20 protein-coding genes are annotated in these 24,205 nt (G+C 37.7%); 13 read left to right on the top strand and 7 right to left on the bottom strand.

Features of this window, described 5'->3' with window-relative positions:
* Positions 1-247: 247 nt before the first annotated feature.
* The 4 genes from CAL6303_RS12240 to CAL6303_RS12225 form a co-directional block, all read right to left on the bottom strand.
* Positions 248-1,060 (bottom strand): DUF928 domain-containing protein, encoded by an 813-nt coding sequence (locus CAL6303_RS12240; RefSeq protein ID WP_144051045.1) that lies wholly within the window; start codon positions 1,058-1,060, stop codon positions 248-250.
* A 126-nt stretch (positions 1,061-1,186) separates the two neighbouring features.
* Positions 1,187-3,721 (bottom strand): CHASE2 domain-containing protein, encoded by a 2,535-nt coding sequence (locus CAL6303_RS12235; protein ID WP_015198139.1) that lies wholly within the window; start codon positions 3,719-3,721, stop codon positions 1,187-1,189.
* A 7-nt stretch (positions 3,722-3,728) separates the two neighbouring features.
* Positions 3,729-5,108: a DUF1822 family protein gene (locus CAL6303_RS12230; RefSeq protein ID WP_015198138.1), complete on the bottom strand. Its 1,380-nt coding sequence runs from the start codon at positions 5,106-5,108 to the stop codon at positions 3,729-3,731.
* Positions 5,109-5,161: 53 nt separating this feature from the next.
* Entirely contained in the window at positions 5,162-6,583 is a 1,422-nt protein-coding gene (locus CAL6303_RS12225; protein ID WP_015198137.1) for a hypothetical protein, read from the bottom strand.
* A 420-nt stretch (positions 6,584-7,003) separates the two neighbouring features.
* Between CAL6303_RS12225 and CAL6303_RS12220 the strand changes: the two genes are divergently transcribed.
* The 4 genes from CAL6303_RS12220 to CAL6303_RS31710 are packed head-to-tail and all read left to right on the top strand — an operon-like array spanning position 7,004 to position 9,894.
* Positions 7,004-8,161 carry a hypothetical protein gene (locus CAL6303_RS12220; protein WP_015198136.1) on the top strand — a complete coding sequence of 386 codons (1,158 nt, stop codon included), beginning with the start codon at positions 7,004-7,006 and terminating at the stop codon, positions 8,159-8,161.
* A complete protein-coding gene (locus CAL6303_RS12215; RefSeq protein WP_015198135.1) occupies positions 8,158-9,357 on the top strand; it encodes a WD40 repeat domain-containing protein in 1,200 nt (399 codons plus the stop codon). Before CAL6303_RS12220 ends, CAL6303_RS12215 begins: the two co-directional genes overlap by 4 nt.
* Before the next feature lie 58 nt (positions 9,358-9,415).
* Positions 9,416-9,688, top strand: coding sequence for a hypothetical protein (locus CAL6303_RS12210; protein WP_041739480.1), 273 nt, complete (start codon positions 9,416-9,418; stop codon positions 9,686-9,688).
* Positions 9,689-9,705: 17 nt separating this feature from the next.
* Positions 9,706-9,894 carry a hypothetical protein gene (locus CAL6303_RS31710; RefSeq protein WP_083866308.1) on the top strand — a complete coding sequence of 63 codons (189 nt, stop codon included), beginning with the start codon at positions 9,706-9,708 and terminating at the stop codon, positions 9,892-9,894.
* A gap of 207 nt (positions 9,895-10,101) precedes the next feature.
* On the opposite strand, the gene CAL6303_RS12205 is transcribed toward CAL6303_RS31710, so the two are convergent.
* Positions 10,102-11,106 carry an endonuclease/exonuclease/phosphatase family protein gene (locus CAL6303_RS12205; RefSeq protein ID WP_015198134.1) on the bottom strand — a complete coding sequence of 335 codons (1,005 nt, stop codon included), beginning with the start codon at positions 11,104-11,106 and terminating at the stop codon, positions 10,102-10,104.
* Between the two features lie 312 nt (positions 11,107-11,418).
* Here CAL6303_RS12205 and CAL6303_RS28485 point away from each other — a divergent pair, with 312 nt between their 5' ends.
* The 6 genes from CAL6303_RS28485 to CAL6303_RS31105 all read left to right on the top strand — a co-directional run bounded on the left by CAL6303_RS28485 (position 11,419) and on the right by CAL6303_RS31105 (position 21,648).
* Positions 11,419-12,381, top strand: coding sequence for a WD40 repeat domain-containing protein (locus tag CAL6303_RS28485; RefSeq protein WP_015198133.1), 963 nt, complete (start codon positions 11,419-11,421; stop codon positions 12,379-12,381).
* Positions 12,382-12,791: 410 nt separating this feature from the next.
* Positions 12,792-14,024, top strand: coding sequence for a phosphotransferase (locus CAL6303_RS12195; protein ID WP_015198132.1), 1,233 nt, complete (start codon positions 12,792-12,794; stop codon positions 14,022-14,024).
* Between the two features lie 96 nt (positions 14,025-14,120).
* A complete protein-coding gene (locus CAL6303_RS12190) occupies positions 14,121-15,263 on the top strand; it encodes a T3SS effector HopA1 family protein (RefSeq protein WP_015198131.1) in 1,143 nt (380 codons plus the stop codon).
* Positions 15,264-15,411: 148 nt separating this feature from the next.
* On the top strand, positions 15,412-18,666 hold the full coding sequence (locus tag CAL6303_RS12185; protein WP_015198130.1) for a type 2 lanthipeptide synthetase LanM family protein: 3,255 nt from the start codon (positions 15,412-15,414) through the stop codon (positions 18,664-18,666).
* Positions 18,667-19,698: 1,032 nt separating this feature from the next.
* Positions 19,699-19,917, top strand: coding sequence for a hypothetical protein (locus CAL6303_RS12180; RefSeq protein ID WP_015198129.1), 219 nt, complete (start codon positions 19,699-19,701; stop codon positions 19,915-19,917).
* Positions 19,918-20,478: 561 nt separating this feature from the next.
* Positions 20,479-21,648 carry a transposase gene (locus tag CAL6303_RS31105; RefSeq protein ID WP_015196004.1) on the top strand — a complete coding sequence of 390 codons (1,170 nt, stop codon included), beginning with the start codon at positions 20,479-20,481 and terminating at the stop codon, positions 21,646-21,648.
* A 20-nt stretch (positions 21,649-21,668) separates the two neighbouring features.
* Here the strand turns inward: CAL6303_RS31105 and CAL6303_RS12170 are convergent, their stop codons facing one another.
* Positions 21,669-22,067, bottom strand: a complete 399-nt coding sequence (locus CAL6303_RS12170) for a tetratricopeptide repeat protein (protein ID WP_015198128.1) — start codon at positions 22,065-22,067, stop codon at positions 21,669-21,671.
* A gap of 281 nt (positions 22,068-22,348) precedes the next feature.
* Here CAL6303_RS12170 and CAL6303_RS12165 point away from each other — a divergent pair, with 281 nt between their 5' ends.
* The 3 genes from CAL6303_RS12165 to CAL6303_RS12155 all read left to right on the top strand — a co-directional run bounded on the left by CAL6303_RS12165 (position 22,349) and on the right by CAL6303_RS12155 (position 23,220).
* Positions 22,349-22,555, top strand: coding sequence for a hypothetical protein (locus tag CAL6303_RS12165; protein ID WP_015198127.1), 207 nt, complete (start codon positions 22,349-22,351; stop codon positions 22,553-22,555).
* Between the two features lie 88 nt (positions 22,556-22,643).
* On the top strand, positions 22,644-22,835 hold the full coding sequence (locus tag CAL6303_RS12160) for a hypothetical protein (protein ID WP_015198126.1): 192 nt from the start codon (positions 22,644-22,646) through the stop codon (positions 22,833-22,835).
* A gap of 64 nt (positions 22,836-22,899) precedes the next feature.
* Positions 22,900-23,220 carry a hypothetical protein gene (locus CAL6303_RS12155; protein WP_015198125.1) on the top strand — a complete coding sequence of 107 codons (321 nt, stop codon included), beginning with the start codon at positions 22,900-22,902 and terminating at the stop codon, positions 23,218-23,220.
* Positions 23,221-23,251: 31 nt separating this feature from the next.
* Here the strand turns inward: CAL6303_RS12155 and CAL6303_RS12150 are convergent, their stop codons facing one another.
* On the bottom strand, positions 23,252-24,163 hold the full coding sequence (locus CAL6303_RS12150) for a DUF4351 domain-containing protein (RefSeq protein WP_015198124.1): 912 nt from the start codon (positions 24,161-24,163) through the stop codon (positions 23,252-23,254).
* Between the last annotated feature and the right edge of the window lie 42 nt (positions 24,164-24,205).

The raw sequence follows: 24,205 nt of genomic DNA, 5'->3' as shown, positions 1-24,205 counted from the left end.
TCTTAGAAGATATTTTTGCAAAAAATATAGTTCTTTATTAATAGAACGGGATTAAACCTCGTCTATCTTGAGAACTCTAGTTTCCCATCAAGACCTTGAGATTGCTTCCTTACGACTCTTCAAGAAGCCGCTCCGCGTCTACGCAATGACGCATTTGAACGGTCACAAAACTCCAGGTTTCATCATGGATGAGGTTTATGTAGGGGTGCAGGTTTCTAGCCTGCGGACTTTTTGCCTATTTGCAAAATTAGTTATGCTTAGTATATCTAAGTACCTTACCCGATCTGCCTTGGTTTCCGGTGCTACACAATTGCCTTGGCAAATCCTCCTGTAGTTGGGATAATTCCTGGGAGGGGTTTGCGATCGAATAGGCTTGTTGAAGTGCATCCGACCACAGTTGTTTTTCGGCAAAATATTTAGTCTTCGCAAATGCGATCGCTTCTGGGCTGGCTTTCTGGTTTTGCTGTAATTTCTCGATAAGTCGTATTTCTTTGGTGATGCGATCGCGTTGTTGTGCATCCATAATTTTAAAAGGAACTTGCATCATAGGATTGGTGCTTGTTTCACTTAAAAACACAAACCAAACATAGCTTTGACCGGGTTTTAATACTTGACCTTGATAGGCAATGTGTTGTTTCCCGGTGACGATTTGCGTGCTTAAATATTGGGGATTCTCAGGAGGATTATTAATTGGGAAATTTCCATCTGCAACGGCAATTTTTTTCACTCCCAATAGTGGATTAGCTGGTTTTAGTTTGCTTTCTCCATTATTCCAAATAAACAAAGGTTGGGTATTCCAAACAACACGAGGTTCGGCAGGTGCATCGGGAGAAATCATGCATACTGCTTGCGTGGGACGGGAACCACCTTTACGGGGTTTTACAGGCGGTTTGGGGTTGCGGGTGGGTTGAAAAATTTTATTCCATAGTCCCTGCTGCGTGGAAGCTTTTTGAGATACTGCGGGTTGAATATTAAATAAAAAAAATAAATTAACCGACAAAGTAATACAAGCTGCCGTGGATAATTTAGACGCGCAGAACAGTAGTCTAATTTTACTCATGCCATTCATAAATATCAGTCACAAAGTATAATTCATCAAGATCAGCTACAAATACAAAACTTAATATTAATAAGCCCTACACCACTCAACCTTATATTAATAAGTCTTGGTTGTATGTGGATATTTTTATAATTTACAAAAGGCATCCAAAATATAAAACCAAAACGTTATATTTGGTAACAGCCAAGGTAAAATAATCGCGGCAGATGAAACATACAACTGCAAGCCGATTAGCGTATAAAGCACTGTAGCCACACTTAATAGAATCAACACTTGATGGGTCTTTTCCGGTTTAATTTGATTATTTTTATTACAAAAATACTTGGAAATAAGTTTACCTAATAAGATTGCCAAACCCACCATCCACAAATCTGGAATTGGTACGACTATTCTGTTATTTAAGTAGTGATGCGTCATGTAAGCGTGAACTTCGCCACCTGTGAGGACGATGCGATGACGATCGGGATTTTCTTGGTTTAACCAATAATCCATTGCGGATGGTAATTCAAAATTATCTTCGTTATCGTTGCCCGTTCCTGCTTCTTCGTAGCCTCCCGGTGCAACGATCGTGATTTGTTTTTGTAGGTTTTCGATTAACTTGGGGTCATAAGAATTTTCGAGTAATTCCCAAGCAGAGATAGTTTGATAAACTTGTCGGGGGGGTAGGGAAAAATCAATAACTGGGTGCAACCACATTTGTTGAAGTTGATAGCTAAAAGCAGTTAGGGGTTGTAGTTGATGGCGTTCGGATTGGGTTATTTTATAGTTAGTTTTATTGGGACTTTTTGTACTTTTAATATTAGAATTTTTAGGATTAGAATTAGCAACATTTAAATTATTAATATAATTGTTTATCTGCTGCCACAAATCTTGTTGACTAGTAAGTTGGGGTTGGGGTGAATTGGAAAATTGCTGTACCTGCTGGGAAATCGCTAAAACGGCTGCAAATGGTCGGGGGTCGTGGTTAGATTTATCATTGGGTAATAATTGCATATACCATCCCGGCAAAATCTCGATTTCTCCCTCCATACTCCAATTTTGACTAGCGATTTGAGGATAGACGTTTAACCATTTACCTTGATGATCGCGGGTTGTGGCAAGTACAAAGCGTGTGGGCTGAGATGAGGATTTTAAGCCAGCTTGGAGCGATTCATTCAAAATGCGATCGCGTTGGGAATCGGGTCGGTCTAGGAGATAATCGATACCGACAACGGGGGCTTTGACTTCGACTAGTTTATCGATAATTTTTGCCATATATTGGCGATCGATCGGTCTGGGAGTTAAGATTCCTGCTTTATTTATAGATTCGTTATCGATTTGAACTAAAAGTATCGGCGGGATGGTTTTTGTATCAACCTGGCTAGTAAGATTGCGATACATCGCTTGAGATAAAATACGCTTTTCCAATAACCATTTTTGTACAGGTAATTGCAAACTAATTAATGTTAAACTTGCAATTATAATTGTTTCTAAAGGTGCTGGTTTAAGCTTTTTTAGATATTGCCCAAAGCTAAATATTTTAAGTTGAAACAAAGAAGCATCGGGGTGGCAAAATAGGGAGGGAATTAAATAAGCACTAGGATAGGTGAGATTTTTTTCGAGTTTGAGATAATCGCAAGCACTAAATAAAGCCTGGTGAACATTTTGAGATTGGGAAATATTATTGAGAAACTGAATAAAAATTTCTTCAGCGACACAATTGTGAATTGGTTCGCGCATAATTGCCACTTGACTCAAACCCAATTCTACTAATTTAGTAGCAATACTTAAACCGTCGCAGGAATTGAATAGGGCAAATTTTAATCCCTTTTGGATTGCTGTTACTAGGGGTTGCTCGATTTCGCTCAAAGAAATTGTTGCATTAGGCGCGATTGATATTTGTCCCCCGGTTAAATCGGTTTCGCGACTATGACCAGCAAAAAATAAAATATCCCATCCGCGATCGCTTTTCAACTTTTCGACAATTTCGTATTTGAACTGTTGAATATCTTTACCTTCTTGCCAGGAAATCAAATCAACTTGAATAAATTTTTTTAGGGCTAAAATTGCTTGCTTCTCTTTTTCAAAATTCAACCCACTATCGTCACCAAAAATCGCTAGTATCCTGGCTTTACCGGGAGAACGTTGAATTGGTTCAAGACTTTGTTGAATGTGGATTGGTTGGCGAACTATACGGAGTTTACGATCGGAGAATTGAGTACTAATTTCCCAACTTTCCCAAGGTAGTCGTGCTAGTTCAAGATTACTACAACTAATAAAAATATCTACGGAAATATCCTGGGATTTACTCGTTACTAGATGATTAATACTGTTCCCAGTTAGACTATTATGGGCGAAACTATTCGCGGTCAAAATTGAACGAATATCGTACAATTCCTTACTACGTAGCCATTGGTGAAATTCATACAATAATTTAGCTTCTGCTTGCACTAATTCCGCTTGCCAATCTATGGGAGGAGGAGCCACAACACCGATATTAATTACCTTGCCGCGTGATTCTTGGCTGTAAAAATTATGATAGATGCGCTGCCATATTTTATAATCAGCAATTATTTTATCTGGATAAAAAATCTCGGCGGTAATTTTTTGATTATGATTCCATGCCAGTTGAAACAAACACTTATTTTCAACTTGTTGAACTTGCAGATAAAATTTAGTCATGCTCGTCTTAACCCACTTGTCTAATATCAAAAGCAAAGGTCGGCAATGTCACCTCTACACCATCTGCAATACTAATAGTGACTGTGAATTTCTCCTCCCAAGTTCCCACCACCGCCGTAAATAAATAGGAATTTACCTGTTGGGGTTCAACCTGTTGCTCGCTCAAAATTCCAGTTTTATCACTGACTCTAAACTTCAAATTATTCGGTAAAAGATTAGGTGCGGGTGCGCCTAAAATTAAAAATAAACTCCAGGTATTGGGGTCATCTTCTGTGGAATAATTCCAGGCTACAGCGTATATTCTTAGGGAATTACCAGCTAAATAAAAATTGTAATGTCCGCACCTCGCGCTGCTGGGAATTTCCACACCTTGAGTTTCCAATTGAGAACGAATTACAGCGAATTCTGCGGTAGGACTGCGAAATTCTGTAGCAGGTGTTAAACCGATTAATTCCCAAGATAATGCTTCTCCGATTTCGTCTAGTTCACCCCACATCCAACGTCCTAAATTTATCACTGGTTGGGTAATTAGCCGAATACGATCGCGTAGGTATTTTTGGAGGTTTTCAGTTCGCAGATTTCCGGTTATCGAACTATTCGATACTGGGTTAATTTGTAACCTATTTGTTTGTAATTGATATACCCACTCTAGTAAATCCGGAAACGTTACAACCGCACTTATTTGTTGCCAATTCAAAACTTGCCATAATTCGACTGATGGTGTTTGTAATTGGGGTAGCAATTGAGCTAATTGATTTGCTAAATTGGCTAATTCCTGTTGCCGATTCGTATCGATGGTGGGTAATTGTATTGCCTGTGGTTTCAGGATACGTAAATACAGTAAAATATTATTCGGTTCGGTTTCAAACCAATCTAAAGGTATTTGATAATTACCATCGACAACGGAATTAGCCGGAGAGTAAATTTGTAGATAATCCTGCAATTGCTGATAATTGATTATTCCTCTGATCATTCCCGATTGTTCTTCTTCGCCAACTTCTACTAATACATAAAAATGTGGAACAAATTCGGGTAAATCCACTACTAATCTTGATAAAGGGATTTGTCTCTCGAAGAGGTTATCAAGGGCGATCGTACAAACTTGAAATTCACCAACTTGTAAATTTGTCACAAACGGGAACACATTCGCAAGTTCGGGTTTAGCAATGCTTGAATCTTGCCAATCAACAGTGAGATGTTCGTCCCGTTCTTCCAACCAGTTCTTTAAAATAAATAATCCTAAGGCATTCAAATAAGTTTGCCATTGGCGCGATTCATCGGGTAAATTTTGACTTAATTGAACGGCAATATCGATATCTGCCGGTTTAAGTTTAATAGTTTCTGTTGGTAAACGCTCAAATTCAAAGGACAAGGGGAGAGTATACATAGTTTAGTGATCGAAAAATAGGGAGCAAGGAGGACAAGGAGAGTCAGAAAGTATTAAAATTTAATATTATCTATTTGCTTGCAAAGTCGTTGTGAGAAATAACTCATTTGACAATTGCTTTGCATACTTGCAGCTTCTATTTCCGCTTGGAAAATGACATTACCGATTTGTTCGTCGAGTAGTTCTGTAATTGTTAATTCCAAATTTACTAAGCTTGTAGGAGTAGAATATTTTTGAGCTAGTTCGATAACTTGTGCTTGTAATTTTACTAGGGTTTGTTGACGGATATCGGCACGGAAATCCTTCAGTTTTAATAGACGAGCAACCGCATCTTGTGCGCGAAGATTTAATTGCTTGGCAATATTACTCATTGATAATCTCTGACAGTGAAATAATTGTAGTGCAGTTAAAAATTGCTGGGCTTTTCCGATATCTTTTTTTTGTAATTTATGCCAACGCAGTGCGATCGCACTTTGGAAGGAACTATCAAGACAGCTTGCCATTTGGTCGCGATAGGTTTTTAAAAAATCCTTTGTTTCGTCAACTTCTTCACTGCGATTGATAATACTCTGTTGATTCAAATCGGGAATTTGTTCGACAAAAGTACTATTTTCGTATATTTCGTTATCGATGGAAACCATTTTAAAACAAGAATTTCTTGTGTGCAACCGATACTCGCGCAATCGATCGGCTAGATTTTGTAATTTTTGCATAACTATTTTTATTGATAATTTATCTAGGGATTCATAGATATCTTGGGTTTTTAAAATATCTAAAATAGCTTGTAATTGCACTGCTGTAGGTGGGTTGCATTTTCCCAATGATTTTTGCTCGGCACGTTGACGCAATCGATCGGCGCGATAAATTTTGTGATAGGCTGATAGCAATCCCCGATTTTCTTCGATTTCTGTTGTTGTTAAATAATGAAATTCTCGCAGAATCCTCGGTAACTGTTCGGGTTTAGTATCATTAAGAATTGCCCAATCACTCACAAGATATAAACCACAGTCGAGTAAATATCTATTCAAGTCTTTATGCTGTCTCACCTTCCGACCCGTCCAAGTTGATAAACTACTTTTATCTGGGTCAAAACTTGATAATATCTCCCGTCCCAAACACTGATAAGAATCAGATGCTTCTAAGCTCCCATCATCATCAAGAACATACACAAATAAATCGCGACTTGTAAATCCATGGAAATTACCAAACTGCTGCTCTAAAGATAGACAAACTCGTTCAATTTGCCAAGAGATGAAACAGAGTAAACAACGCTGGGCGATTAAACGATGGGATGAAGAATTTGCTTGAGATAATTGTAATAATCGCTTTTGAATTGTAGTATCTGATTCCAGAGTATTTTCACTAGCATCGGCAAATGTTTCTGTAAAAAATACTTTTGCCATCTGAATTTCTTTAAGTTTGCGTTTACCGTCGCTACCCAGAAAAACGAGAGTATAGTATTTTTGCTTTGTCATATCTCTATAATTTTATAATGTTCGATTCGCACTTACCCCCCCCCATATTCAATTATCTATTTTTCCAAATAAACCTCGTCCATCATGAAAAGTGGAATTTTGTCAAACAGCGACGTAAGGTAGACGCGTCGATTGTCGCAGACTAGCATAAGCCCTACAGGCTGGCTACGCCTACTCACAATCTGGAATTACAAACTACGGTTATCAAAATAGACTTATTACTTCCTAACTCTGAGAACCTGGGGGGTATGCAGGTTTGTGTAAGTAGGTAGGTAGGCAGGAAATTTATAGGCATGTCATTACGCACTCCTGTGGAGAAGCAGGCTACGGAATGACTGTAAATATAATGTTGTCGATTTTACTTAATTTTGCTGGTTATTTTGGCTTAAGAATGGTGATTTTTCAGGAGATTAATGGCGTATGTTGAAACCCCGACTGTTTTCTGTGACTGCGGCTAGGGTAGTAATACTCACAAGCTGCTTAGGTGCGATCGCAACTGGATGTGCAAATTCAATAGCTTCCAATTCCCAGACACCGAACCACCAATCGAGCGATCGCAATCCACTACCATCGGTTGAACAGGCTTCAGAACGGGGTTTGGAACAGACCGAACAAACCTCAACCACCAACAAATCCGGCGAGAAACGCCGCAGCAGGAGACAAAACTCCAACTCCCCGTCTTTAAAACCCAATCTCCGCGAGGGAATGTCCTATCAAAAAGCGCGGCAGTTATTGTTACAGCAGGGATGGAAACCTCACTTACAGGCAGATGAAGCCAATCTGAATAATATTACTGTCAGAGAATTATACGATTACGGTTATGTGGAAATCAAAGATTGTTCCGGAACTGGGGTTGGCGCTTGTTTATTCGAGTTTGTTAATCAGTCTGGAGATATCCTACTTGTCTCTGCTAGAGCAGTGAGTGAAAATAATAAGGAGAGAGAAATTTGGCGATGGTCAATTGAGAAAAAGCGAAATAGAAAGAAACCAGCTTCTTCTGATTCTCAATACTCCCAGAATTCATATTCCCAAAAGCCACCTTTTATCGGAACTAAGTTTTTTAAATTTTATGATGGCGATAGTTCGGAACAATCAATTACGATTTTAGCGGATGGCACGACAACGGTAAAAATCAACGGTCGAGGTCAAACATATGTCTTTTATCAAGGAAAGTTTACTAATCCGATTGTTTTCCAAGACAATAGTGGGTCGGGATTATTATTAAAAGATGACAAAATATTTAGTACATATGGAAACGGAAAAATTGCCATAGGTTGCAAAGGTGACGGGAAACCTTGTGTCTCAGATTTATTTGAACCAACTGCTACAACTCCAGAACCAGTTAAAGTTACTAATATTCAAGATGGATATTATGTTTTGGGAGGAACGGGTCAAGGATTGGAAGTAAGAGGAAATAAATATCGCTATTACGACGAGGGAGGAGAAAAGGAATGGCAAGATATTAGCCAATTGAAATCGATTAAAGCCGGGTTAATTTTTGATGGTCGAGAATATTGGTGTCTTCCTCCCGATCGCGAAGGTGGAGTATGTACAGAAAATGGTTGGAAAAGATTATGAAAATAACCCTGAGAATTACATTAATTTTATTTCTGATTAACTTTATATTTTTACCTGCAAAAGCGACAGCGGTGGTCAAAGCCCGGTCTACGAACATCGCTATCAAAAATACCCATAATAACTCCCAAATTGCAGCCGATCCCACAAGTAAAAAATCTATTCTCAAACCGATGACCTTACTTAGCGGACATAGCGGAGGTACTGCTTGGAATCTCGACGGAAAAACATTGGCTTCCGCTAGCGCTAACAATCGAACTATCCAAATTTGGGACACCGAAAAAGGACATCTCATCAAAATTTTGGCTGCGAGCAAAAACGACATCAAAAACGATGAAATCAAAGCTTTGGCTTGGAGTATCGATGGAAAAAAATTGGCTGCAACCATAAGCGATCGCATTTTTATCTGGAATGTCAACACAGGTCGGCTCATCAACACCTTTAAAGCGGTGGAAAGCCTAACACCCTACAAACCAATCAGAGCGATCGCGTGGAATGCAGATAATCAAACCCTAGCTGTTTTGGAAGAAACCACCATCAAACTCTGGAACACAACCACAGGGAAATTAAACGCAACGATCGCTAATCAATTTTTTCGTTCAAGCACCGCAAACCCGATCCCAATTAATATGGTTCCCCAACCTCCCCAGATTCGTAGTTTTGCCTGGAGTCCAGACGGTAAAACGATTGTATCCGTCGCTGGTAGCAATGCAGGCTGCGGTAGCGAGAACACCATTACACTCTGGGATAAAACCACGGGTAAACGGATTAAAACTATCCCAGGTCACTACCGTGAGCCGATTGTCCTATGTGCGAGTGCAGGGGCTAGTAATGCTTTACTCTCCCCTATCGCCTGGAGTCAGGATGGTAAATTTATGACCACAGTTAGTTTTATGACAATTGGTTCGGGGATCGAACTGTGGGATATGACAACCCATAAATTTGTCAAAACTCTAGGAGAAGATAGCCCCATTATCGATTTTAGTTGGTATGCCAATAGTCAAACCTTAGTTTCCCTCGATCGAAATCAAACAATAAAATTTTGGGATATTTCCACAGGTAAGGCGATCGCAACATTTGCGATCGATCTAGCCAACATCACCCACATCTTGGATGTATCCTGGAGTCACGACGGCAAAAAAATAGCTTCTGGCAAGTTTAGCAAAGATATCAAAATTTGGAATATCCCATCATTTTAGATTTTGGATTTTGGATTATTCTCGCACAACTAAATTATCTAACTAATTAAATAAAAAGATGAAAAAACTAAACTTGATTTTGGCAAGTATTACTTGTTTTGGCTTAATATTTATCCCTAAATTGGGAGATGCAAATCAACAAAATAAAGCCAAAGAGCCGAGCAGTTTTCTGGATTGGTGTCGGCAAAAATCCCAGCAACCGCTCGAAACCCAGCTAACAATCCAACTCTTACTCAAGTCTGCAAAAGAACAGGATTGTGCAAAAGCGCATAAAAAACTCCATAGCCGCACCGAACTTTCTCTTAGTAATGAGAATGAGAATCTGAGCTAGATTTAAGCAATAATCAAATCGTTGATGTCACACCTTTAGCGGGGCTCAAAAATCTTTATCAACTTAGTTTAATGTCTAATCGCATTGTTGATATTAAGCCCCTATCAAGCTTGAATCCTTTATATCTTTATTTAGACGATAATCCGATTAAAGACAAAACTTGTCCAATTAAAGATGCTATATGTAGCTTTTGGATGTTACCTTAATTGCTAAGTATATAGTTACTTAATTTACCATCTTACAATCATTAAAATATATACGAACAACATTGAATTTACCAACCATTATATTTGCCAGCGTTTGGTAAGCGATCGCGAATCATCATTAGTGGGAGTAAACACACGAAGATAAAATTCAAAAGCAAGGTTTTTGCGTTGCATGAGTTTATTTATTCACCCATTTGCTATTAAATCTTATAGCGACTGGATTTGAGATTTTGGATTTTTAGACAATACTAAGTCGGTAATTAATGGTGCGTGGTCTGAGTTAGCATGGGAGCTAGTACGAATTCCTGCTATGCGAAATTCTTTAGTGACAAAACAATGGTCAATGGGAATGTTCATGAGAGGAATTAACCAATTGGGGTAGCGGACGTGAGTTGCGCTTCGAGGCCAACTAGGTAAAATACCATAACCTAAACTAGCATTATGTAACCCAGATTTTTGGACAAATTCTCGGTAATAAGGAGACCAAGGTGTTAAGTTAAAATCTCCAAGGACAATTACTGGGACTTTAAGGGTACTCACATAACTGCTCAATGCTGTTAATTGGCGATTGCGGCGGTGAAAGGTTGAGGGCTTTATTGGTATGGTTGGATGAGTCCCAATTAATTGGATGGGTTTGTTGTTAATTTCTAAAGTTGCAAGTAAATTAGTAGCGTCTCCGTTTAATTTATCTCCCTTAGCATCTCGGAAGGGTTGACGGGTAAAAAGCGCTAAACCACCACCTGGGCTTCTAAAGGAATAAGGTAAAATATCTTTTAATTTTGTATTTAGTTGCTCAACTGCATTTTTATCAACTTCAATAAATAAAGCGACATCAGGTTTTTGTTCTTTTACGACTTCAGCTACTTCGCTAAAGTGGTCATTATCAGGGTTTAAATTGAACTGTAAAATTCTTAGAGGTTGAGAGGCATTATTTATTTGCTGTGGGTGGGGTAAATACCAAGGAAGGATTCCGATAGAGTTTAAACCAACTAGCATTAAGGAGAGAAAGATTAAGAGTTTATATTTAAAGTAACCTCTCCACCAAAGAATTAATAAAGTAGTGCTGATAATTAAAGAAACAATTAAATATTGTAATTGAAAATGAGCTAATAGTTCTAATGGCCAAAACCAAGCTTTATAATTTACGAATGATACGAATGTTAAGCAAATTAAAGCGATGCTAATTGAGAAGATAAGTATTTTTTTCAGCATAAGTGATGGCAATAGATTTCTCCCAAGTATTTAAATCAACTTAAATCAACTTTATTCAACTATTCTCCGGACTTCGATCTGGATAAATTGGGTTTGTGCTTGTAGACGTTATATACTTCTGAGTAATTTATGGGTATGCAGGTTTTGGAAGAGATGAAGAAATCGAGAGAAATTTGCATACCCCCTCAACTTCCAGGAAATATAGATGAGTAAGCGGTTGGATCGACCAGGTTTAGCAAAGATGCGATAAAAGTGCGATCGCAGTCCATGATTACTTACTAATAACCAATTTCTCTAAATCACACCATAACTATGAATTTGCGTAAATTTACTAATTTAATTCGCTTTAGCAAAAACCTAACCATTGGACTGAGCTTAACGATGTCGATCGTTACCATAGCTTTTCAGGTTCATGGAGTTTCCCAACAGCAAAAAAATCATACTCGAACTTCTCAAGCCATGACAACTAATTCCCAACCAATAAAACCAATCACGATCGAGAACACTGACAAAAATGGGAATCCGAAAACAAATCTTGCAATCAGTCGCGATTATCAAACCCTTGCATCAGGAAGTCCGGACAGCACAATTCAAATCCGCAATACCATTACGAATCAATTAATCAAAACCCTTACCGGACACAATGGTTTAGTTAACTTTGTGTCGTGGAGTCCCGATGGCAAAATTCTCGCCTCTAATGCTAGCGAAGAAGAAGGTGGCACAATTAAACTTTGGGACACTTCCACAGGTAAATCGTTGAATATCCCCAGCGAAAATCAAAAAACGGCGATAACTCCGTTAAGCTTCGCTAACGCAAATATCGCTTGGAACCCAAATAGTAAAACTTTTGCAACTACTGGTAGGGAAAGAATCGTCAAGAAAGTTTCCGGAAATTCGAGTGCGATCGCTTGGAGCCGAGATGGTAAATTTATTGCCACGACAGATGTAAGCAGAACGATTCAAATTTGGGATGCGACAGCAGGAAAATTTGTTAAATCCCTCACCGGGCACGGTAGCGCGGTTTTAGACGTGGTTTGGTCGGATGACAGCAAAAACCTCACTTCAGTAAGCCAGGATAAGACAATTAAACGCTGGGATATTTCGACAGGAAAAGAGATTGAAACGATAGGGATTAATTTGCCTCATACAGGACGCGTATTTTGGAGTTCTGATGGCAAAAAATTAGCTGCGGGGGAGTGGTTTAATTCAACGAATAATCAACGCATTCAAATTTGGGATATTAGTCGGAAAATTCATGGAAAATCTGTGGCGTAAAAGAAAATATCGGGTAGGGGCATAGCTTGCTACTTACAGAAGCCACTTTGTGTCTACTCCGCTTCGGAGTACGGCTGTTTGCCCTAATTCAAGGTATTTTATGATATTTCTCTATCTGTGCTAGCACTGAGATATGCAGCTTCTACAAACATTAGTTGTGTATAGATAATCTAATAAAATTAGGACATAAAAATTCCGGTTTTAGCAAATAATTACCTGACACAATCAATATTTGACGGAAAATAGCTGTTTTACGAATTATTTGATAAAAAAGAGGATTTAAACATAGTTATTATGTCCCTTTTTGATTTTGAAAACTCTGGAAAAATACTAGATACTGGCAGAATAAAGTAGTTGAAGAAGTTAATTAGCTACATACGAGTTTTCGATAGAACATTAAAATAGACCTTATGACATTTTTATTAAACTCCCAAAATGTGAGCGATTATTTAATCGAGTCTCGACTTTGCTCCCAAGAAGAAGTAGAGAAAATTCAAATTGAATTAAAACCTGCCAAAAACTTTAATTTACTGATTACACTGCAAAATAATCGCAAACTTTTGGTCAAGCAAGAACTGCTAGATCGTAATGGAAAATCATCCGGTGAATTTTTGGGCGAACAAAAAATACAAAAAATTTTTACAACATTTCCAGAACTCAATTTTATCGATGCCTTTTTACCAAAAATATTACATTTCGATGCCGAAAATTCCATTATGGTGTTGAAATATCTAGATGATTATCAAGATTTAATGGAATTCTATACCAAGGAGCAGATCTTTTCAGAGGATATCGCCTCGGCAATTGGTTATATTTTGGCTACTATCCATCGCTGCACTTTTAATAAAACAGAATATAAAAATTTCCTTTCTGAAAAGGTAGATAATTCTGAAGATAATTACAACAACAATCTAGTCAGTTATATCATTCGGAGGTTGGAGCGGATAGAACCAGAAATCTATAGCTCTATACCTGCTGATAGTTTGAGATTTTTTACTCTATATCAAAAATATGACAGCTTGGGAAAAGCCCTAACAGATTTGGCTGATAGCGTTGTTCCGTGTTGTTTAATCCATAATGACCTAAAACTAAATAACATCCTAGTCAAGCAGTTATTAGCCGATCCAAATTGGCAACAATTAGTCACTCACGATAACCAAGATAGTAAAAATCACCAAAGCAACATTATACGGTTAATTGACTGGGAGCGTTGTGCTTGGGGAGACCCAGCTTTTGATTTGGGGATGTTAATTGGTAGTTACATACAATTATGGTTAGGTAGTTTAGTAATTAGTAAATCATTAAGCCTGGAAGAATCTTTGACTTTAGCAATGATTCCAATAGAAAAATTACAACCATCAATTGCTCAATTGACCCTAGTTTATTTACAAACATTTCCAGATATTGTAGAGCATCGTACTGATTTCTTACTGCAAGTTATGCGATTTATCGGTTTTAGTTTAATTCAAGCAATTCAAGCCATGATTCAATATAAAAAATCTTTCGGTAATTCTGGTATTGCCATGCTTCAAGTAGCAAAAAGCTTGTTGTGTCGTCCTGAAGAATCGATGCCAACAATTTTCGGAGCTAATTTCTTTACCGATGCAAATCTATTAATCAAACAAACTCATACATTAGTCTAATAGTTGAGTTAATAGGTAGCTAGGCACTTTCAGAGCGGCTGAACGCCAAATCGCAGCAATTTTCTTTTTATTCCAATTAAAACTCCAATACTCCTTATGCAGCTACTTAATTCGATGCACACACAACTTCAGCCACCTACAGATAAACTAAATAAGCGATTGCTCGATGTCCTCGAAGACATCGTTAACAACATTGAAATTAAATCAGATTTCTCGATCCGTCACCAGAATTATAAACCATCCGAAATACCTGCTGAAACTATCGATCGCTTTCAAAAATTGCCAGATGCAATGCAGGAAAAGTATCTTAGTTTACAACTACAAAAATTTCTTTATGGCGTTTATTACAATGGCTCGATACAAAGCGAAACCGCAACCGAGGAGACAGAAAATAAGTTGCCTTTAGATTTAGAAAATAATACAGCTTTAGGAGTCGATTTAGCTTTTTATGATCGACTGCACGAAAGCAACGCTGGAAATGGATATTTTCAACCTGGTTGGCTGATTTTAAAGGAAGAAAGCGACGGTAGTTTAGCAGTTATAAAAAACGGCTTGAGGCTGCATATTCGTAGAAATAAACATTTACAACCATCTGAAAGAGAAGCTTCTATAGGAGATATAGTTGCGGTAAAAATGCCAAAAAATATAGTTCAAAATGGTTTCTATTTAGCAGTAGGAAATGCTGGATTATATCGTAGTGTAGATAAGGCAATAGAACATAGAGGGATAACCGTGCGAATATATTTTAATTTAACTCCATCTGGTGCTGTTGCCGTGATGGGTAGATTAACAAATTATTTGAACGAGGCAAATATTCCCTTTCAACTGAAATTTTTGTACAACCCCAAGGATTATAAACGTCACGATTCGGGGGTTTTGTATGTTGATAAACAAGATTATCAACTAGTTAATAAATTTCTCAATTCAATTTATCTAGAGCACCAAACAGATTTTAAATTGGAGATTCCATTATTTACCAAACAACTAGCACCGGGGTTGGGTTTGGCAGAGGAGCCAGACCAAAAATTCCGCGATCGGGAAAGCTTTGGCATGAATCGCTGCCAAATAATTGCCAATGCTTTATTAGAAGTTTGGTATAGAGGCAAAAATACACCCACAGACAGAATGCGGGCTATTTTTGACCACTTTTCTAATATAGGAATTAGCTTAGAGCAAGTTTATTTAAATGCCAATTCCGAAGATATTTATACATGTCTGGATTACCAGCAATTAATCTAATTAAGTAGGTTGGCTCAAATAAACCGAACTATGTAACGAAATATAAAAAGCTCAAAACCCTTATGACGTAGTTATAATTTTTTCCACCCACCTATTTAAACCTCAATTCTGTTGTATTACTTCTATACAATTACTACGAACGCTTAAAATGGCAACCACTATATCTAAATCATCAAAAATAGTTATCAATGCTATTTTTTTATCTGAGCAAATAGATAACAATAGTCGCAAAGATACCGATATTAAAAATCTCGATCAAAATTTAATTGAGCAGCGTCTCCAATATTGGTGCCAAGCAATTGGTGGAGAAGAAATCCTGCAACAACGTCTTTCTTGGGATAGCTTAGATTTTGATAAAATACGCCCCTTGCTCGATACAGTTGAGATTCAGAGCAATGGTGTTTTCCCTCCTTGGGTAAAAACCCTAGAAGAGCTAGTTATCGATGTCAAGAATTACTCATTTAAGCTAGAAAGCGAAGACAAAGTATTATTTATCAACGAAAAATCTTTGCCATTTGAAGACTTTTATTTGCCATTCATTCGAGTAGCACGACAAAAACTATCCCAAAAGTTATTCCCTTTAGATATTGATACTTTACTCAGCCAAGACGCATATGCGAATTTAGAATATAGCTTACTGCAACGGCTGATGTGTATTGGAACGGAAACATTATTATTTGAGTTTAACAAATTACGGGGTGATAATTATTTTTCTGCTGAAAATCAAATAGAAGATAGTAATAACACTCCGCTGCGAGCTATATACTGTAAATTTATTCAAAATATTCTTCAAGATGGAGGATTAGAATTTTTCGATCGCTATCCAGTTCTAGCTCGTCTTATTGCTAAAAATATTGATTTTTGGATAGACAGTAATCACGAATTTATCCAGAGATTGCATCTGGATTTACCAGAAATTGAGTTAGCTTTTTCTTCTGATATTGGCATTGGTCAAGTAACAAATATAGAAACATCCCTTGCTAATTTTCACCAGGGTGGGCGTAGTATTTTAGCTATTACATTCGCTTCTGGTGCTAAAATCGTCTACAAACCGAAAAACTTAAATCTAGATGTCGTTTTCAATCGCTTATTAAAATGGTGCAATCAACAAGAGATATCTTTACCACTCAAAACGACTGCAATTATCGATCGCGATCGATATGGTTGGGTTGAATTTGTTCCCCATCACTCTTGTGAAAATAAAATTGCAGTCGAAAACTTTTATTACAGAGCGGGGATGTTATTATGTCTGATGTTTGTATTGGGAGCAAAAGATTGTGGCTCGGCAGATGTGATTGCTAGTTCAGAATACCCAATTCTTATCGACGCAGATATTTTGATGCAACCGACAATTAAAAGCACAGAGAATTCGGAAGAATGGCTGCAAAATTCGGTTTTAAGAATGGGATTTTTACCTGCTTGGGGAGGTAATATATTTTCTTCTCATACTCAAGATACTAGCGTTATTGGTAACATTCATCCCCAACAGGTTAATGCAGCTAAGGAATGGAAATTTGTCAATACTGATGCAATGCATTTAGTCCCTACAACTACGATTATTCCTTCTGGTAAAAATGCAGTAATTTTAGAAGGTAAGGCTGTTACTTCAAAAAACTACGCACCAGAAATTATTGCAGGATTCTCAGAAATATACTGTTTGTTAATCAAAAACAAAGACATTTTACTATCCCAAAGTAGCCCCATCTCAGATATTAAGCTCGCAAAATCTCGATTTATTCCCCATCCAGAAATTATCTATACGATTGCAGCGAAAAAATCTCTCACTCCTCAAGCTTTGGGTAATGGAATTGAATATAGTATTAGCATTCATAGTCTCGTCGATCGACTTAGTTGTTCATTAGTAGAAAGGGAACCAAATTCGGAGACCTGGAAAATTTGGTGTGCCGAAATTAAATCTTTGCAACAGCAAGATATTCCGTATTTCTCTGTAAGTTGCGATCGCGTCGATTTGGAACTTGAAGAAAATCATAGGATCGAGCAGTTTTTTGAAACATCCAGTTATCAAAATTTAATTGCTAAACTGCAAAATCTCGATACGCAAGATTTAGAATTACAAACAAAATTAATTCAAGCTAGCTTTAATGCTAAGTTTGCCCATTTGGCGAAAAACGACACAGCTTTACGGGGTCGTTTAGCACAATTTAACTCAATTACTCGCAGTGAATTACTACAAGAAGCGACAGAAATTGGTAATCATCTTGTATCTAACGCTATCCATCATTCTAACGAGTGTAACTGGTTGAATTTAGACCATATATTTAAGGCTAACCGCTACAAAGTCGAAACATTAGATGATTCCTTGTATGTAGGACGTACTGGAATCGCTTTATTTCTTGCTGCTTTGGGGAAAATTACGAATAATAGTGAATTCAAACAAGTTGCTTCAAAGGCTTTATTCCCTTTCCAAAAATCTTTGGAGAAAATAGAAATTCCTAAAGATCTAAGAAAATCAGAATTGGGTTTGCTAGGAACGGGTGGTACTATTTATAGCTTAGTTAAAATCAGTCAATTTTTAGAAGAATCTAGCCTTTTAGATGCTGCCATAGTTGCAGCTAAACAACTGACACAACAGGTAATCGATCGCGACAACAAATTCGATATAGTGTTTGGAGTAGCCGGAGTAATTCCTGGCTTGCTACAACTTTATGATCAAACTAATGATAGAACAATATTAGATATAGCAATTGCCTGCGGAAATCATTTACTCGCATCGCGAAGTAATACCAATCCTAGAGCATGGATAACAATAGAAAGTAAAAAACCCCTAACTGGTTTTTCTCATGGAGCAGCAGGCATTTCCCTTTCCCTATTGCAGTTATATGATGCTACGAAAAATATCGCTTTTTTAGAAGCAGCCCAAGAAGCGATCGCCTACGAGCAAAGTGTATTTGACGCATCGGTTAAAAACTGGCCCGATTTTCGCATGTCCGGCGAAACAAATCAAGCTAATTTCTTACATACTTGGTGTCATGGTAGTGCCGGAATTGGATTAGCACGCTTGGCTAGCTTACCAATTTTGAAAAAAGCAGGTTTGCAGACAGAGGAAATTTACTCAGATATAGATATGGCTTTAGAAACTACCCTCAAATATGGCGTACCCAATGCAGATATAGATCATCTCTGCTGTGGAAACATGGGTAGAGTTGAATTATTTATTTTGGCATCTCAAAAATTAGGTAAAAATGAATGGCTGGATATTGCCTGGAAACAAACGGAATGGGTATTAAATAGAGCAAGACAACATGGAAGCTATTATTTTAATTCTCACGCCTACGACAGCATTTATAGCTCTAATTTTTATCGTGGGAATGCAGGTGTTGGCTATCAGTTATTACGGTTAGCATTTCCAGAATCTTTGCCATCAATCTTGGTTTGGCAATAATAGTAACTAATAGCGCGAGCATCCCAATTGTTAGGTGATTTACAGAATAAAAATTACCATATAATATTCACCAATTAGGAGGCTAAACGGTTGTTTAGCCGCTGGGATGTACCCACTAATAGCTATATGGGACTCATATTTGATTTATGAAACACACGTAGTGTTACCAAGAAGTGTAACGCACCTTCTTCCGGATTTTGGTGCGTTAGGCTAAAGCCATAACACACCTCAGATATAAATTTTTAAGTGCAAAGCACAGGCTAGGCCAACAATAATCAAATCGGATTCCTATAGTTATTCAAATTAGATTTACAAAACCATTTATCGGCGCGATCGCAAAATCGCGCTGATTTTTTATTAGTTTTTATGTTGACACAGGACTAGAGAGCCAGTCCACTAATATATGTTGACAAAAAAGAAGGTATGTGGGTTAGGATAAAACGTATATTTTGGGTAAAATTATTGGGTCTGATTTTTAGGGTTCGCATAAAACAGAACACTAAAATTCCCAATTTTAACAACACGCGTATCTTGCGTTTTAGGTCAAGCACTTCTACTGGACTGGCACTCTAGCATCTTATTTTTGAAATATACGTAGTGGACTGACACAACTAAAATGATCCAATAAAAATAGTTCGTAGTTGCGCTTTAGCGCCCTATAAATTAGAAATCCAATGTGCTCTACCAGGTTGATGTGGTTCAAATATATCAAAACTACTGCAAAATATTTTGAGATGATTTTTTACTGAATTATAGGGACAAAAATATTTCACTTCTCACCTACGATATTTATGAATTCACACAATCTTTAAATATTCCACTATTTCAATAGTGAAATACCTGATTTTAAACATATATTTAAACTTTTCTTTAAATTCAACCTATAAAAAATGCAATTCTAATGTCATTCATAGACTTGCATTTTTGTAGATCATGCTAATTTTAAGAGCTACTATAAAAATATAAATCAAGTCGAAAGTGCTTGATTGAACAAACACAAAAACAAAACTCAAAACATTAGAGACTAGCAAAATGGCTAATATCAAATTGAATGATTTGTCGAAAATGAACCTATCTGGCGTTGACTTATTTGACGATTCAGAAAGCTTTTTGACAGAATTGAACGATGAAAACGAGCAAATCAATATAGTTGGTGGTTCTTGCAAGTTTTTGACTTTTGGTCAGCAAACTCCTCCACCATGGACTTGCCCTCAGGTCTGTTGTCATGACTCCGAACAAAGTATACAATAAGCTGCTCCTATTACTGCACTATCCATCAATCAAAATAATAGGTTATTAAATTTCTACTCCTAAATATCGAATACTAAAAATAATCGATCGATAGTTACCAAAAAATAACTATCGCGGAGAAGAAAAATTGCTAACATCAAATTTAATGACTTATCGAAACTCAACCCATCTGGTGCTGAATTGTTCGATGATTCCGAAAGCTTTGTGACCGAATTGAATGACGAAAACCAGCAAATTAGTGTAGTTGTGGCTCTTGCTTTTTAAGTATTTGGTGTACGGCAGACACCAAGAAGAATAATGTTAGTAAATCGGAAGTCTTTTTAAGCTTTCAAACACTAGCAGCTTCAGATTATATAGAGATGTACTGATGCTTTTCATACATCTCTATATATCCAATCTTCTCGAAAATTATTTTTAAAAAATTACTAACCTACGCGGAGAAAACTCGAATGGCTGACTGCCTGACAGAACTCTGAAAAGCCTAGCAAAATCAAGGATTTTAGTAAAAAAGGTCGAGAGACATGAGATGGTAAAGTTACCAGACTTCTACCAAAAAATACCATGTCAAACTCAACCCAACTTTATAGTCAGGTATTAGGATACTTACGTCAATACAGTACCTACCGTGATTTGCGTCATTTAAAAACTCTTGCTTGGATGATTAATGGGCTGATATGTAGTGGTCAGTTAAGTTTGAGCGCATGGGAACCATATGTAGACAGTTATGCCAAACAAGCTCAAAGCTACGAGCGCAGGTGGCATAGATTCCTTGAAAATATAAGGATTAACGTTGAAAAAATATACTTGCCATTGGCATTGTTGGCACTCAAAGACTGGGAAAAACATCGATTGTATTTGGCATTAGATACAACTATGCTTTGGAATCGTTTCTGCATGATTCACATCTCAGTGGTGTGTTGTGGGCGAGCAATCCCTTTATTGTGGAGAGTATTGGAACATAACAGTGCAACGGTTGCATTTAAGGAATACGAGGTGATGCTACGTAAAGCTAGGTGGTTACTACGCCGTGATTCCGATATTATGATACTTGCAGATAGGGGCTTTGCAAATCATGATTTCTTGAGTTGGTTGCAAAAAAGCAATTGGCATTACTGTATACGTATCCCAAGTGATACATGCTTGCATGGAGTTAGACGTTACCCAACACATGTAAAATCAATTTATCCAAATCGAGGACAAGCAGCTTTTTATCGTAACGTTGGACTGTGGCAAGATTGCCTAATTCGCTGTAATTTGGTAGTCGCCTATCCAGAAGTGGTATCCGAGCATTGGGCAGTTGTTACAGACGAAGAGCCAGCTTTAAAAACATTGCATGAGTATGCTTTGAGGTTCTGCGTAGAGGAACTATTTCTGGACAGTAAATCAGGTGCATTTGAACTCGAAGATTCTCGCATTCGTGATGCCGAATCTTTGGAGAGATTGTATTTGATTGCCGCCTTAGCTTTACTTTACAGTACAACCCACGGCATGGCTGTACAAATTGCTGGTTTACGTACTTGTGTTGACCCCCACTGGAATCGTGGTTTAAGTTATCTCAAGATTGGTTTGCGCTGGCTCAAAGGTGTTATTCACAAGGGACGACAATTACTCACCCCAATTCCTTTGTTATCACAAGATCCTCAACCAAGTTTTGCCTCCAATAAAGCTCGTCAAGATGACAATCTCGGAATATGCTTTTCTCGAATTTACTCCTTTAATTCCTGGGTTTGACTGCTTTTCAAACAAATCTGTCAGGCAGTCAGGGTTTCTCCCTCTCCAGCACGATCTTTAATTTCCCTACGAATTATTAAAGCTTGTTGTAAGATTTCTAATGCTTTGTCGTTTTGCTGAAAAACGTTGTAAACCTGTCCTATATTATTCAGCGCTTGCCCAATACCCGCTTTATCCCCCAGTTTTCGCCGAATCTCCAACACCCGTTGATAAGTCTGCAACGCTTTCGGATATTCCCCACGACGAAACTGCTGCACCCCATCCTGAAACAACTTATCAGCTTCCGCTTTCCCATCAGAACTAGCCGCAGTTTGTGCCAATGTATGCTTCACTACCACATCACTCGCAGCCAAACCAACACCACAAGTCAGTGAAAACACTAAACTAGCTAAAGCAAAACTCTTCAATCGGTTAGACATTGGTTACTCCTCTTTTATCGCTATATGCTGCTTGTTCAATCTCTTGTATTTCTGAGGGCAAACCAGGTTATGCCAAAATTTACGCAAAACTTAAAAATAAACCTCAGCATAGTTACGATACCTTGAGGTGACATACCGTACAAACACTGATGACTATGTGCAATGTAAAGATATTGTAAAGAAATGTCAAAAAAGTTTCTGGTATCCCCTGTATCACAACATGAAGACCTTTTGCTATTCTATAGATGTAAACCACTTTTATGATTTAATGGTTGACATTTATGGCAGGAAGAAAGAAACTCGACCGTACCAATCTCCATGCACGAGTAGCTCAAGGGACAGGAGACAAGTTAAAGGAAATCGCCCAAAATCTAGGCTATGTCTATGATGATGAAGGCTCCACCGGACAATTATTGGATGCGATCGCCAACGGAGAAATTATCTTAATCCTCAGCAATAAATCATCTGTAATATCTAAAAATAGTTAAATTTATTCACAGAAAGTGGTGTAAAAGCAATTTAAAATAAATTTGGGGACAATTGTGTCCCCATTTACCGAATTAAGGAGGTGATTTATTGAATCAAAACGGTAACGGTCATCGAGGTTTCTGGAATCCAGTTAAAATATTTATCCGTCTTTTCCAAGGAGTTTGGAAAAAGCGAGATGAAGTATCGGGGGAAACCTACCTCGTTGACTCAGAAACAGTTGAGCAAGACCTGGAAGACATCGCTGATGAACCAGGTGAGCAAAACAACACTAACAACTAACATATAGTTAGTAGCCCCTAGTAGCCTGCTAGGGGCTTTACTCAAAATTAAAACTGATTTAATTATGGCAGATTCTAGCACCACAGTCGTTTGTCCTGTATATTATCAAATTATTCAGCGCAGAGGTAATGGTTGGGCTTTTAAACATGGTGAACCATTTTTGAACCTATTTAATGCTCCAAATTTATCCCCCGAAGACGAATTTGCAGCATTTGGGACATCGATGAAAAAAGTTGCGATCGCACTTTTCCGCATCAATGGTGGAAAGCAGGGTTACTACATTGCCAATATATTGGATAAACAATATTACTATTGCGGTACCCAGTGGGAGGATGTGAAAATCAAACTCAAGGAATTGGGGATTGGTAGAGATGATCCAATTTAGGATAAAGGTTAGAGAATGCTTCCACTCTCAACTAAGCAAGACTCTCAAACCAAGCTTCTAAATCCGCAACATCAGAGAAATCTAACAGCGCTTCACCCAAATTTTCTAACTCAGGGGTTGACAAATTCTCGATTTCACCCTTCAATTTTGGACTGATTTCCCCAAAACGACGGTTAATTTGTCGCATTAGCAATTTTAACTCTCCCTGTTTTTCCCCTTGTTCGAGTCCTTGTCGCATCCAACTAGTCACAATTTGCATAACTTCCTCCTGCTCTCTTGCTTCAATGTTAGCAAGTTGTTCCTGAAACACGACTTCTTCTTGGGAGTTCAATTCGAGATAGGTATCAATAAAACCAGAAATTAACTGTACTTGTGCAGGGTTGAGTTGAAGAGTAGTCAACAATTGTAATGATGTCAGTTTGACTTGAGGACGTTCGCTTGTACTCATCCGCATTTTTGCCATTAAAGCGCTAGCTACAGGATTTCGCTGATTCACAAAATCTTGCCAATGCAGTTGATTTAGCTGAATAACATCATAATTAAACTCTAATATTACTTTTTTTGCTAACTGAATACGGTAGGAATTTGGTTCGGGTGTTTTGGGGCTATCGTGGGAATAAATAACAATCGGGTAAATGGGAAGCGCGTATTTTTCGTGCAAACGAGCGAAATAGGTAAACATCCGTTGATTAAACCCAGTTTGGGAATAGGACTGATGTTCGGTATGAATGATAAATAAAGCATCCTGATTTTTAAATGATACTTGTACGAGAACATCAAGAATTTTCCTTTCCCCCTCAGTCACATCGGTAATTACTTCCAAAGGTAAAAACCGTACTGAGTCACGCTCCCACTCAGCACTAATATCAGGAAAAAATAGCTCGATAAACTCCGGGAAAAAGTTAGATAGGAGTTCTTTAAACAGGCGATCGTGGTCTATCATCTCAGCATCTTATCGAATTTACCCAGCCAATGTATAGATGTT

It is taken from the genome of Calothrix sp. PCC 6303, from assembly GCF_000317435.1.
Classification (GTDB): domain Bacteria; phylum Cyanobacteriota; class Cyanobacteriia; order Cyanobacteriales; family Nostocaceae; genus PCC-6303.
Note: the sequence above shows the minus strand (reverse complement) of the source record. Positions and strands in the feature narration are given on the sequence as shown.